We start from the raw sequence: 12,510 nt of genomic DNA on the forward strand, positions 1-12,510 counted from the left end.
TAGCTTAGTTTTTTACTATTATTTTCCTAGGAGGAGTTGCTGGACGTTTCAATCCTTTTTGAATCATCTTCTTTATTATTGATGATTCCATTTTCAATCTCATTAATTCAGTTTTGCCATCTACAAATTGTGTTCTTAACTCCCTAACTTCATTATTTAATTTTGCAATCTCATGCACCTTACTTTCTGCATTATGTGAACTTGCAATCATTATTATTGCTAAAAAAGATAAAAACAATAACATTCTCCAATTCTTCATTGCATCATCTGCAATAAGAAACTTACCTTTTAATATATCATAAACCGCTTGTTTCATATCCCAATTTACCTTTCCCCAAAAGCAGATGGTGATCGGTTTTGTTTTTTTATATTCTTTCTGCTACCCTAAGCTTTGCACTACGTGCTCTATTATTTTGCTTAATCTCTTCATCACTTGGAACAATCAATCCTCCTACCTTTTTAAAAGGAACTGATACATTTCCATACATATCTTTTTCTGGTTCTCCTTCAAACATTCCACTACGTATATAACGTTTTACTAACCTATCTTCTAAAGAATGATAGGATATCAAACTAATTCTACCTCCTTGATCCAAAAGCTCAATTGTTTGCTCCAAGAACTCTTTTAGCACCTCTATTTCTTGATTTACCTCAATACGAATTGCTTGATAAATCTGAGCTAATATTTTATGCTCTCTATGTTTTGACAAAAATGGTTTCAGCACTTCTTTTAATGCAATACTTGTCTTTAAAGGTTCTTCTTTTCTAGCTCCTGATACCGCTCTAGCTAGCTTAGGCGCATTCCGCAACTCTCCATATTGTAGAAACATCTTTCTCAAATCTGCTTCATCATACTCATTAATTACATGATATGCTGATATTGCTCCATTCTGATTCATCCTCATATCTAAATCCGCTTCAAAACGAGTCGAAAAACCTCTATCTGCCACATCAAACTGATGCGAAGAAACTCCAAAATCTCCAAGGATTCCATCTACTTTTTTAATTCCATGAAACCTAAGAAACCTCTTAATAAATCTAAAGTTTTCATTTATTAAAGTAAATCGTTCATCATCAATTGCATTATCTAAAGCATCCTGATCTTGATCAAAAGCAAACAATCTTCCTTCACTCCCTAATTGCTTCATTATCTCTTTAGAATGGCCACCTCCGCCAAATGTAACATCTACATAAATGCCATTTGGCTTTATGGCCAACCCATCTACTGTTTCTTTAAGTAAAACCGGATTATGATATCCTGTTTGTTCCATCTTTATACTTTATCAATCAGTTAAACCAAACGCTAACTACTTATTTTAATATCCCCTATCCTATTAATCAATGGTTATTTCATCATCAAATCCCATGACCTCTTCTGCTAAATCTGCAAAATCATCTGCTACATCATCTATTACTTTTTCATATTGATCTTTATCCCAAATCTCGATAATATTAACTGCTGACGACAGCACTAATTCTTTAGTAATTCCCGCAAAATTAACTAAGTCTTTAGGAATCAAGAGACGACCAGTTGCGTCAATCTCTATCACTTTAACCCCTGCTGTAAACCTTCTGATAAAATCATTGTTTTTCTTTTTAAAACGGTTAAGTTTGTTCATTTTTTGCATCAAAAGATTCCATTCTGACATTGGATATAACTCTAAACAAGTCTGAAAAACAGCTCTTTTCAACACAAATCCATCTTTTAGCATAGGCAAAAGTTGCTTCTTAAAAGCCGCAGGAATCATCAAACGCCCCTTAGCATCTGCTTTACATTCGTATGTGCCGATTAGATTTATCACTTACCTATTAAACGTTTAATTATTCAAATATATTGAAAATATTACCACTTTTTACCACAATATACCACATTGTTAATAAGTTGTCTGTAAAATCAAAAGGCTTTTAGAACCAAAATCCTTAATATTTTGTTTATCAACACACTACAAAAAGCCTTAAAAACCTCTGATTTTAACCAATTCAAAGAAGAGATGATTGATCAAATAAAAAATAAAAAAAATCATTTAGTAGTATTCATAAAAAAACTCAAAACTAATTATGAAAATGCTATATTTGCGTTTAATTCTTGTAAGAAGTATTAATGAAGCACGAATTAGAAAAAGACGGAAAATTTAGTTATCTAGATTTAGGGAAAGGCACACCAATCATAATTTTACATGGATTGATGGGTGGTCTTAGTAATTTTGAAGGTGTAGGTTCATATTTTCCTGAACATGGGTACAGGGTGTTAATTCCTGAACTTCCCATTTACACATTATCTTTACTAAAAACCAAGGTTAGCACATATGCTAAATACCTTAAGGATTTTATAGATCATTTAGGTTATGGTGACAAAGAAGTTATACTTCTAGGCAATTCACTTGGAGGACATATAGGGCTTTTATGCACTAAGATGTTTCCTGAGAAAGTAAAAAGCCTTGTTATAACCGGAAGTTCCGGTCTCTATGAAAGCGCTATGGGAGAGAGCTACCCTAAGCGAGGCGATTATGAATATATTAAAGCGAAAGCAGAAAATGTATTTTACGATCCTACAATAGCTACAAAAGAAATTGTAGACGAGGTGTATGCCACTGTTAATGATCGAAATAAATTAATCAGAACCTTAGCTATAGCTAAGAGTGCTATCCGCCATAATATGGCCAAAGATCTACCTAACATGAATACCCCAACCTGTATTATCTGGGGAAAAAATGATAATGTTACACCTCCAGAGGTTGCTAATGATTTTAATCGATTATTACCAGACTCTGACTTATACTGGATTGATAAGTGCGGTCATGCCGCTATGATGGAGCATCCTGATAAGTTTAACCTATTATTACACAACTGGTTAAAAGAGCGTAACTTCTAATTACAACTGATATAATGAAGATTAGTAGTGCAGAATTTGTAATGAGCAATAGTGATGTTGCTAAATGTCCTAAAGACAAGCTTCCTGAATATGCTTTTATAGGAAGGTCTAACGTAGGCAAGTCTTCATTGATTAATATGCTCACAAGCCGAAAGAGTCTTGCCAAAACATCTGGAAGACCCGGAAAAACACAGCTTATCAATCATTTTATAATTAATAAAAATTGGTTTTTGGTTGACTTACCTGGTTATGGGTATGCCAGAGTATCAAAATCTTCTAAAAAAGTATTTCAGAAATTTATTACTGCCTATTTTGCTAAACGAACTCAATTAGTTAGTGCCTTTGTATTAGTCGATTGCCGTCATGAGCCACAAAAAATAGATCTTGAATTTATGCAATGGCTAGGTGAAAATCAAATCCCTTTTTCTATTGTTTTTACAAAATCAGATAAGCTCTCAAAAAACAAATTACCTGACCAAATCAATAGTTATATTGAAGAAATGCTTAAATATTGGGTAGAAATGCCTAATTATTTTGTCACTTCATCTTCATCTGGATTAGGAAAAGAAGATATCCTTAACTACATCAATGAAATCAATATTCAAGTAAAAAAATCTTAGACTTCATTTTCTCCTATAAATTCGATCAATTCTGTTATAGAACCTAAAGAAGCTAATTTCTCTGAATCAAGAAACATTAAAAACTTCTCCTCTTGCTTTTGTAAAATAACTGGAAATTTTAAGTTTTCACAACCTGATTTTGAATAAGCATTTAAAAACTCGTCTTTATACATAAACACACACTTAAAACTAGATTTCTTTCTAAAATCTTTCCAAATTCCTTTCTCAGAAAAATTACCATGAGTAAGAGTACACAAATCACAAGAATAGGTACTTGGGCTTACTATTTTATGAATAGTATCAATATAATTGTTCCATATACCAGAATTTGCATTATAAACAAAATACAATACTTTTTCCAAAACTTAAATTTTGAAATTTAGTCAACAAAATGCTTAAAACATTTCATAACACACTAAAATCATTTATGTTTTTAAAATATTATGAAGTATATTTTCAATCAGTATAAGCATCGTATAAAAAACCACGCTACAAAAGAAGAAAAATTATGATGCTAAGAAACTAAAAATGAGCTCTTCCATCCATCAATCATCACTGTTGCTTTAATTCTAGTTTTTCAGCAAAATAATCACAAAAATCTTTCATAGTTGCTGACATTTTTTCATCCTGCGTAGCTCGATGAAAAGTATCACTCATAGCAACCAGTGTTTGATGAAAGAAGATTTTCATTTCATCTACTGGCATATCTTTGGTCCACAAATCAATACGAAGGCTTTCTTTCTTTTTACTATCCCATACTGATAATAGCATTGCTTTTGTTTCTTCGTTCTCTACTCCTCCATCTTTTGCCGTCCATCTTAGTTGTTCTGGAATTTTATTTTCATCTAATTCTATATCAATCTTGATTTCTGATTTATAATCGCTCATTATTATTTTTTTGGTTTATATTTTGACCTATTAAAAATTGTTTCGGCATCTATCAATAGTAACTGCTGTAAAGATACATTGTTATTTTTCATATACGAGGATACAATCCTCCACCCAATATATTGCCCGACCCTATCTGGTGCCTCTTTATCGATTTCTTCTAAATAAAACTTTGAGAAAGGTCCTGGATATAAAAATCTTGGCATAAGAGTGCTATCAGTACTATATAGTAATTGACGATCTACAAAATACCTCCATATTTGCTCTTCATTAACTTTAACCCAATCATACTGTTCTGTAGTATATCCTATTTTTTGAGCATTACTAAAGGTTGGCAAAAGCAAATCTTTTATATATAATTCTTTACCAAAAGATATAAGATTCCCCAAGAACGTTCTATCTCTAATTGGCCCAACCTGATTTTTAGCATACATCGAAGCTATATCTGGAACAATATATTGCTTTTCAAAGTTACGTCTCAAGTATTTCTGTATTGATTCATAAAAATGATGGTCTTTACCCAGATAAACATCTAGAGAAATGATCAGTAATCCCTTAGCTAACACAATTTTATTTCGATAATTAACATCAGAAGTAATTGTAACCACTCTAGGTTCTTTAATCTCAGGGAAATAATATTTAATATGCTGAAAAAGAGAGTGAAGTTGGTCTTTCTCTCTAGACATATCAGAAAACGCTTTTTCTATTTCTTTGTTGATTTCTAACTGAATAGTGTCTCTAGATGTATTAATCCATACGCTATCATGGTACTTTTCTGAAAACAAAAAAGGGTATTCTTTTTTTAGATCAGGCAGGTTCTGTGGTGTCATTTTAGCAAATAACTGATCAAAACGTTCTATTTTAAGATCTATTGGAATTGCAGCAATCTCTTTTTCAATCTCACTTTTACGAGAGCAAGAAATCAATACACAAAAAACCAGAGCAAGTTTTAAAAATTTAATAGTATTCATCTCTAAATTATAATATCTCTTTAAATAACTTCTATTACTCCAGAACGCCATCTTTTTTTATTAATTTTATCTTTGCAAAGATAATACTTCAAGTTGCGAAGCACAAAGATAGTGACATGAAGTATCTATTTAGGAAGATCCTATTTTTTAAAATTAAAATTAATACTAAATCAGTACTAATAAAGAATAAGCATGCAAACAGAAAAAGTGATTGATCATATCGTTAATTGGCTAAAAGAATATGCCTCCAAAGCAAACATAAAAGGATTTGTAATAGGTGTTAGTGGAGGCATTGACAGTGCTGTTACCTCTACTTTATGTGCTAAAACGGGTTTAAAAACTCTCTGTGTAGAAATGCCTATTCATCAAGCTCAGAGTCAGGTAACACGAGCGCAAGAACATATTACTCAATTAAAAAAACAATTTCCTAATGTATCTGATACCAGAGTAGATCTCACTCCTGTTTTTGAAGAATTAAAATCCGTAGTTCCTCCAACAGCACCGAGTGCGCAACTTGATTTATCATTAGCAAACACCAGAGCAAGACTACGAATGTCTACTTTATATTACTTTGCCGGTTTGCATAAATATCTAGTTGCAGGAACTGGTAACAAAGTTGAAGATTTTGGAGTTGGTTTCTACACCAAATATGGAGATGGTGGGGTAGACTTAAGTCCTATTGCTAATTTACTAAAAAGTGACGTATATAAGATAGGAAAAATCCTAGAAGTTCCACACGCTATACAAATCGCCGCTCCAACTGATGGATTATTTGGAGATAGCAGAAGTGATGAAGATCAGATTGGAGCAAGCTATGACGAATTAGAATGGGCTATGAAAATGAAAGATCAAGGTAAATCTATTGATGATTTTAAAGGACGAGAACAAGAGGTTTTTAAAATTTTTATTCATCTAAATACCGTAAACCAACATAAAATGATCCCAATTCCTGTATGCGAGATACCACTTAATCTATTATAACTAACATTTTGTCGATAAATACATAAAAAAAAGTTTACGAGGACTAGTTCTTAGTAATTTTGCTGCAAGATTAAAAAAATTACCCCTAACCTAAATGTCGAACTCTTAAAATTAAACTAACATTAACAATCGCAAACAAGAATGACAACCATATTAATAGCAGATCATCATCCAATAACAAGGAAGGGGATCGTTTCTTTATTTCGCCACTCAGAAGATTATGAGATTATTGGAAAAGTGAGTAATGGAAACGAGATGTATGATATCTTGAAAGATAATACTCCTGATGTACTCATCATGGAATTAGACCTGCCACAGATCAATGGAATTACGGCATTGAGAACAATTAAAAAAGAATTCGCCGGTATCAAGGTAATTATTTTTAGTTCTCATCCTGAAGAAATGTACGCATTAAGTGCTATTAAGGCAGGTGCTTCGGCTTATTTATCAAAAATAGTACAAACAAAAACATTAAAAAAAGCAATCGAACGCGTTGCAAGAGGTGGTATATATCTAAACGACAATCTTACCAAACAACTAGCTAATGGAAATGCTAGTGAAAACAATATGGTTGTAAAATATAAAAAATTGTCTTCCCGAGAAATAGAAGTACTTAATTTACTATCATCAGGAAAACGCAATAAAGATATAGCGACTACACTATCTATTAATGAAAAAACAGTAAGCACCTATAAAACAAGGCTCTTAAAAAAATTAAAGGTAGATAATCTTGCTGATTTAATTCATCAGTCTAGGTTATTACACATTAACTAAACTACTCTATTTAGTTTTTCAGACAATATTCTTTTTAAAGAAAGATAATCCATGATATCTTGTATAGCTTCTTGATTATCTTCAGAAATTTGAGCTTTCACTTCTTGTGAGAGCTCTTCTACTTTTTTACTAATTAAAAACCTTCTTAGGTTTAAAATAATATCGCTAACATACTGTGAAACGGTATATTCTTTCTTTTTGACATGAATTTCCATGTCCACCCATCGATGTAATGCATATCGCTCTTCATTCATCATAATGGCAGTAATTTCTGAGGCCATTTCGGGCGCTATATGATTAATGAAATTTTCAACCTTAAACACATCTTCCTGATGTAATTTTTCAATTAAAGTAGTATATATATTCTTAAAACTATCTTGAGTAAATTCTATTTCATCGTCTTGAAGATCTAGATATATCTTCTCAAATACTTTTGCTGTATATATTTCCGGCTCCAAAACAAGCTCTCCATCATCATTTTCTTTCAATACAAGGTCTTCAAACTCTTCTTCTCTTTCTCCATAAAGCAACAGTATTTCTATAATCTTACGTTCTAACTCATATTGCTGATTAACTTTAGGTGACTTTTTTGTTTCAGTTTTTACCACCTCCAACGACTTTTGCTGTTGTTTTTCTTGCTTACGCTGATCTTTCGAATCTATATTGAGTAATTGTGCTAAAGTATCAAACAATACATCTTCTGAAATATCCATTATTCTAGAGCATTCTTTGATATAAATTTCTTGCTTAATTACATCAGGTATTTTAGATACACTCATTACCATATCCCTAACTAACTCTGCTTTCTTAATTGGATCTCTATTAGATTCTTCTTGTAATAACGAGGCTTTAAAGCTAATAAAGTCCTGAGCGTTATCATTAAGATAAATCTTTAACTCTTCCAAGGTATTTTGCTTAGCAAAACTATCTGGATCTTCTCCATCAGGAAAGCTACATACTTTCACATTCATCCCTTGTTCTAGTATTAAATCTATACCTCTTAGAGATGCTCTCATTCCTGCTGCATCACTATCAAATAGTACCGTAATATTTTTAGTAAGCCTACTAATTAAACGTATTTGATCTGTAGTTAATGCTGTTCCTGAAGAAGAGACTACATTGGTAATTCCTGTTTGATTAAACTGTATAACATCGGTATATCCTTCTACAAGATAACAGTTATCTTCTTTTGCAATAGTTTGTTTTGCATGATAAATACCATAAAGCACTTTACTCTTATGATAAATATCACTTTCTGGAGAGTTAAGGTACTTTGCTGCTTTTTTCTCATTGGTTAAAATCCTACCTCCAAAACCTAGTACGCGTCCAGACATTGATTGAATAGGAAACATCACTCTTCCTTTAAAACGATCAAACTGTTTTTCTTCTTTTACTATAGTAAGCCCTGTTTTCTCAAGGTAATTTAATTGATATCCTTTTCTAATAGCTTCTGTTGTAAATGCATCCCACACATTAGGGGAATACCCTAATCCAAATTTTTGTATCGTTTCTTCTGTAAAGCCACGTTCTTTAAAATAAGTTAGCCCTATAGCTTTTCCTTCCTCTGTTTTAAGCAATGAATTCTGAAAAAAAGTATTCGCAAATTCACTAACCAGATACATGCTTTCTCTTTCATCCGCTTGCTGCTTTTGCTCATCTGTTTGCTCAGTTTCTTCAATTTCTATATTATATTTTTTAGCAAGATATTTTATAGCCTCAGGGTATGTAAAATGTTCATGTTCCATTAAAAAAGCAACGACATTACCTCCTTTTCCACTAGAGAAATCTTTCCAAATCTGCTTTACCGGAGACACCATAAAAGAAGGTGTTCTTTCATCACTAAACGGGCTTAATCCTTTAAAGTTACTTCCTGCTTTTTTTAATTGTACAAAATCTCCTATAACCTCTTCTAAACGGGCAGTTTCAAATACAGCATCTATCGTCGACTTATGGATCATAATTTTATATTAAATATTTTATAAGTAATTAAACTCTATTATAAACCAAATTACAGAAAATCACATCAATTTATTCAATAAGTTTTTTTTGTAAGAATGATATCATTACAGAAGTACTATCTTATTATTATTTTTTTCGATCAATAACATAATGAACCATCAATTCTAAAGAAGATTTATAATCCGAATCTGGGTATTCTGATAAAATAGAAAGTGCTTCATCCTTATATTGATGCATAATCTTTATAGCGTATTCTAAACCACCACTTATTTTTACAAATTCTATAACTTTTTTAACCCTTTTCTTATCTTTATTATGATTTTTTACAGAGTTAATAAGCCATTTCTTTTTTTCTTTAGTACAATGATTTAGTGTATAGATAAGAGGAAGTGTCATTTTTTGCTCTTTAATATCAATCCCTGTTGGTTTCCCTATAGCTGTATCCCCATAATCAAACAAATCATCTTTGATCTGAAAGGCCATACCTATGAGTTCTCCAAATTTCTTCATTTGTTTTACTTTATCAAAATCAGATGTAACAGAACGAGCTCCTAGAGCGCAGCATGCTGCGATTAATGTTGCTGTTTTTTGACGAATGATCTCATAATAGATCTCTTCTGTAATATCAAGATTTCTAGCTTTCTCTATTTGCAACAATTCTCCTTCACTCATTTCTCTAACTGCTACAGAAATAATTCTCAAAAGATCAAAGTCTCCGGAATCAATTAGAAGCAAAAGACCTTTTGATAATAAATAATCACCTACCAGAACTGCTATCTTATTTTTCCAAAGCGCATTAATAGAAAAAAAGCCTCTTCTTTGATTAGAATCATCTACAACATCATCATGAACTAAAGTTGCAGTATGAATTAATTCTATTACAGAAGCTCCACGGTATGTACATTCATTAACACCTCCTCCAGAAACCATTTTGGCTACAAGAAAAACAAACATAGGTCTCATTTGTTTGCCTTTTCTATTGACAATATAGTGGGTTATTCTATTAAGTAAGGCTACCTTAGAGGTCATTGATTCTGAAAATTTTTGTTCAAAAATTTCCATTTCCTCAATGATAGGCAGTTTTATTTGTTCTACAACTTTCAATATTTGATACTTAATTCTTTAATCTAATATAGTACGAATGTAGTATAAATAGTTTTTTATTTAAAAAATAAAAAAACTTAACTTTTATACAAACAATCATTGATTACATGATTTAATTCTTAGGTTTTATTAGCTAACTGACCACAAGCTGCATCGATATCTTTTCCTCGACTACGGCGAACATTTACTATTATATTTTTCTGTTCTAGTGCATTAATATAATCCTCTATTACTCTATTAGGTGCTTGCTGAAACATTCCATCATCAATTGGATTATACTCTATCAAGTTCACTTTACATGGTACATAAGAACAAAATCTAACCAGTGCATTTATGTCTTCTTTTCTATCATTAATGCCATCCCACACAACATACTCATAGGTAACCCTACTTTTGGTTTTTTCATACCAATATTCTATCGCTTCTTTAAGATCTTGCAACGGAAAAGTTTCATTAAATGGCATTATTGAAGTCCTAACCTCATCTATTGCAGAATGCAATGATACTGCCAATTTAAATTTCACCTCATCGTCTGCCATCTTCTTGATTATTTTTGGAACCCCCGAAGTAGACACTGTAATTCTCTTAGGTGACATCGCTAACCCTTCTGGAGAAGTAATCTTATCAATAGCCTTAATCACGTTTTTATAATTCATCAAAGGCTCTCCCATGCCCATAAATACTATATTCGATAATGGGCGATTGTAATACAACCTACTTTCTTTATCAATAGCCATTACCTGATCATAAATTTCATCAGGATTAAGGTTTCTCATTCTTTTTAACCGAGCAGTAGCACAAAATTTGCAATCTAAACTACACCCTACTTGAGATGATACGCAAGCAGTTGTTCTGGTTGGTGTAGGAATTAATACTGATTCTACTATTAATCCATCATGTAATCGTACTGCATTTTTTATAGTTCCATCAGTACTACGCTGCATTTGATCAACTCTAATATGGTTAATCACGAAATTTTCTTCAAGTGTCTTTCTTGTAGCTTTAGCAATATTCGTCATATCATCAAAACTATGAGCTCCTTTACTCCAAAGCCATTCATAAACTTGATTTCCTCTAAAAGCTTTATCCCCACTTTCTTCAAAAAAGAATCTTAATTGATCTTTACTTAAAGCTCTTATGTCTTTTTTCTTAACACTCATATATTTGCAAAAATAAAAAGATAAAACGGTACTACAATATGTATTTTCAGTCTTTATTATAAGTAACAAAAAACCCTTGGTAGTAGTACCAAGGGTTTACATCTTTATTTTTTATCTTTTATCCTTCTCCATTCATGAGCTCCACCCCCTCCTTTATACTTCACATTAAGTACATCATTATCATCTTTATCAATCCACATTTGACAGCTTGAAACTTTACCACTTTTAATATCTGTAAACTTACCATTTACATATCTATTTTCCTTTAATGCTAATCCTTTTACAACAACTAGCCCTTCTACATTTTGATTTTTATCTTCTCCTTCACATTCATAACAAATAGCGTCTCTTTCTGATATACGCATCATTCTTTGTATAACACCATATACTTTATTTTCGATAATGTATAGTTGAACAATACTAATTGCAACTCCTGTTTTTTTATCGTACGTCTTCCATCTTCCTAATATAGGGTTTGGCTCATATGAAGCCAACAACTCTTCTTTTAGTTGTACATCAACAGGATTTTCTCCTATCCAAATCTTAAATAAAGCTTTTTTAAATTCTTTGCTATTTATGGTTCCTAAAAGCTTATTGCCTTTATATAAAGTAAGTTTTCCTCCTTTTGTATAAAGGATTTTAAAAATTGCAAATTTACTTACTTGGTGTGTAAAAAGATTAAGGAAATCTCTTGTTTGATTTTCTAACAAATAACTATTTCCATCTGTAGCTCTTTCTAAACCATTTCTTATAATACTTTTAAATTCGGCATCTGTGATTGATGAGGATATTTTAATAGTAATAGCCATTGTAACATCTTTTTCTGCTACCATAACTCCATCTTCTACTCCATCAACTTCAAAATCTAAATATAATGCCATTGCATACATCTTCTCTCTTGCTCCTGCACCATTAAGCATTAATTCTCTATCATCAAAAACTGCTACATCATTAAAAGCAACATCTCCAACTTTAGTTTGTGCGTAAGAAAAAATAGTATTAAAAAATAGTATGTAATAAATTATTTTTTTCATGCTATAATTTGGTTTAGTTTCCATTTCATAATTTGGGGGACTTAAAAAAACAATACAAATTTATAAAAAGTATACTTTACACTCTCTTTATCTTGTGTTTTTCGACAAAAATCGATATTCATCGTTTTTTGATGTTAGTTATGACAT

General features: G+C 31.5%; 14 protein-coding genes. 4 read left to right on the forward strand and 10 right to left on the reverse strand.

Annotated features, from left to right (window positions below; genetic code table 11):
- Nucleotides 1-4 precede the first annotated feature (4 nt).
- The 3 genes from N456_RS09135 to mraZ form a co-directional block, all read right to left on the reverse strand.
- Nucleotides 5-316, reverse strand: a complete 312-nt coding sequence (locus tag N456_RS09135; protein ID WP_062056134.1) for an FtsL-like putative cell division protein — start codon at nt 314-316, stop codon at nt 5-7.
- Nucleotides 317-365: 49 nt separating this feature from the next.
- On the reverse strand, nt 366-1,271 hold the full coding sequence (rsmH, locus tag N456_RS09140) for a 16S rRNA (cytosine(1402)-N(4))-methyltransferase RsmH (RefSeq protein WP_062056136.1): 906 nt from the start codon (nt 1,269-1,271) through the stop codon (nt 366-368).
- 63 nt (nt 1,272-1,334) lie between these two features.
- On the reverse strand, nt 1,335-1,802 hold the full coding sequence (gene mraZ / locus N456_RS09145) for a division/cell wall cluster transcriptional repressor MraZ (RefSeq protein ID WP_062056138.1): 468 nt from the start codon (nt 1,800-1,802) through the stop codon (nt 1,335-1,337).
- Between the two features lie 299 nt (nt 1,803-2,101).
- Between mraZ and N456_RS09150 the strand changes: the two genes are divergently transcribed.
- The gene (locus N456_RS09150) at nt 2,102-2,872 is read left to right on the forward strand and encodes an alpha/beta fold hydrolase (RefSeq protein WP_062056140.1); all 771 of its coding nucleotides are present in this window, start codon (nt 2,102-2,104) and stop codon (nt 2,870-2,872) included.
- Between the two features lie 14 nt (nt 2,873-2,886).
- Nucleotides 2,887-3,492, forward strand: a complete 606-nt coding sequence (gene yihA, locus N456_RS09155) for a ribosome biogenesis GTP-binding protein YihA/YsxC (RefSeq protein WP_062056143.1) — start codon at nt 2,887-2,889, stop codon at nt 3,490-3,492.
- On the opposite strand, the gene N456_RS09160 is transcribed toward yihA, so the two are convergent.
- From N456_RS09160 to gldB, 3 genes are all read right to left on the reverse strand, one after another.
- Complete coding sequence (locus N456_RS09160) at nt 3,489-3,854, reverse strand: GTPase (RefSeq protein ID WP_240315510.1); 366 nt, start codon at nt 3,852-3,854, stop codon at nt 3,489-3,491. The two genes, yihA and N456_RS09160, sit on opposite strands and share 4 nt — an antisense overlap.
- Before the next feature lie 190 nt (nt 3,855-4,044).
- Entirely contained in the window at nt 4,045-4,380 is a 336-nt protein-coding gene (gene gldC / locus N456_RS09165; protein ID WP_205410268.1) for a gliding motility protein GldC, read from the reverse strand.
- A gap of 2 nt (nt 4,381-4,382) precedes the next feature.
- Nucleotides 4,383-5,351 carry a gliding motility lipoprotein GldB gene (gene gldB, locus N456_RS09170; RefSeq protein ID WP_062057440.1) on the reverse strand — a complete coding sequence of 323 codons (969 nt, stop codon included), beginning with the start codon at nt 5,349-5,351 and terminating at the stop codon, nt 4,383-4,385.
- 192 nt (nt 5,352-5,543) lie between these two features.
- Between gldB and nadE the strand changes: the two genes are divergently transcribed.
- Nucleotides 5,544-6,332, forward strand: coding sequence for an NAD(+) synthase (gene nadE, locus N456_RS09175; protein ID WP_062056146.1), 789 nt, complete (start codon nt 5,544-5,546; stop codon nt 6,330-6,332).
- 141 nt (nt 6,333-6,473) lie between these two features.
- Complete coding sequence (locus N456_RS09180; protein ID WP_062056148.1) at nt 6,474-7,106, forward strand: response regulator; 633 nt, start codon at nt 6,474-6,476, stop codon at nt 7,104-7,106.
- Here N456_RS09180 and dnaG read toward each other — a convergent pair.
- The 4 genes from dnaG to N456_RS09200 all read right to left on the reverse strand — a co-directional run bounded on the left by dnaG (nt 7,103) and on the right by N456_RS09200 (nt 12,363).
- A complete protein-coding gene (gene dnaG, locus N456_RS09185) occupies nt 7,103-9,064 on the reverse strand; it encodes a DNA primase (protein WP_062056150.1) in 1,962 nt (653 codons plus the stop codon). The two genes, N456_RS09180 and dnaG, sit on opposite strands and share 4 nt — an antisense overlap.
- A gap of 127 nt (nt 9,065-9,191) precedes the next feature.
- The gene (locus tag N456_RS09190) at nt 9,192-10,169 is read right to left on the reverse strand and encodes a polyprenyl synthetase family protein (RefSeq protein ID WP_062056152.1); all 978 of its coding nucleotides are present in this window, start codon (nt 10,167-10,169) and stop codon (nt 9,192-9,194) included.
- A 119-nt stretch (nt 10,170-10,288) separates the two neighbouring features.
- On the reverse strand, nt 10,289-11,329 hold the full coding sequence (rlmN, locus tag N456_RS09195; RefSeq protein WP_062056154.1) for a dual-specificity RNA methyltransferase RlmN: 1,041 nt from the start codon (nt 11,327-11,329) through the stop codon (nt 10,289-10,291).
- 104 nt (nt 11,330-11,433) lie between these two features.
- Complete coding sequence (locus N456_RS09200; RefSeq protein WP_158447867.1) at nt 11,434-12,363, reverse strand: chalcone isomerase family protein; 930 nt, start codon at nt 12,361-12,363, stop codon at nt 11,434-11,436.
- Nucleotides 12,364-12,510: the final 147 nt, after the last annotated feature.

This window comes from Aquimarina longa SW024, assembly GCF_001401755.1.
In the GTDB taxonomy this organism is placed as follows: Bacteria; Bacteroidota; Bacteroidia; order Flavobacteriales; family Flavobacteriaceae; genus Aquimarina; species Aquimarina longa.

Excerpts from the sequence above, each read along its gene's own strand:
- dnaG (WP_062056150.1), bottom strand. The coding sequence starts at position 9,064 with ATGATCCATAAGTCGACGATAGATGCTGTATTTGAAACTGCCCGTTTA.
- N456_RS09180 (WP_062056148.1), top strand. The coding sequence starts at position 6,474 with ATGACAACCATATTAATAGCAGATCATCATCCAATAACAAGGAAGGGG.
- rlmN (WP_062056154.1), bottom strand. The coding sequence starts at position 11,329 with ATGAGTGTTAAGAAAAAAGACATAAGAGCTTTAAGTAAAGATCAATTA.
- gldC (WP_205410268.1), bottom strand. The coding sequence starts at position 4,380 with ATGAGCGATTATAAATCAGAAATCAAGATTGATATAGAATTAGATGAA.
- N456_RS09200 (WP_158447867.1), bottom strand. The coding sequence starts at position 12,363 with ATGAAAAAAATAATTTATTACATACTATTTTTTAATACTATTTTTTCT.
- N456_RS09135 (WP_062056134.1), bottom strand. The coding sequence starts at position 316 with ATGAAACAAGCGGTTTATGATATATTAAAAGGTAAGTTTCTTATTGCA.
- N456_RS09150 (WP_062056140.1), top strand. The coding sequence starts at position 2,102 with ATGAAGCACGAATTAGAAAAAGACGGAAAATTTAGTTATCTAGATTTA.
- gldB (WP_062057440.1), bottom strand. The coding sequence starts at position 5,351 with ATGAATACTATTAAATTTTTAAAACTTGCTCTGGTTTTTTGTGTATTG.
- yihA (WP_062056143.1), top strand. The coding sequence starts at position 2,887 with ATGAAGATTAGTAGTGCAGAATTTGTAATGAGCAATAGTGATGTTGCT.
- rsmH (WP_062056136.1), bottom strand. The coding sequence starts at position 1,271 with ATGGAACAAACAGGATATCATAATCCGGTTTTACTTAAAGAAACAGTA.
- nadE (WP_062056146.1), top strand. The coding sequence starts at position 5,544 with ATGCAAACAGAAAAAGTGATTGATCATATCGTTAATTGGCTAAAAGAA.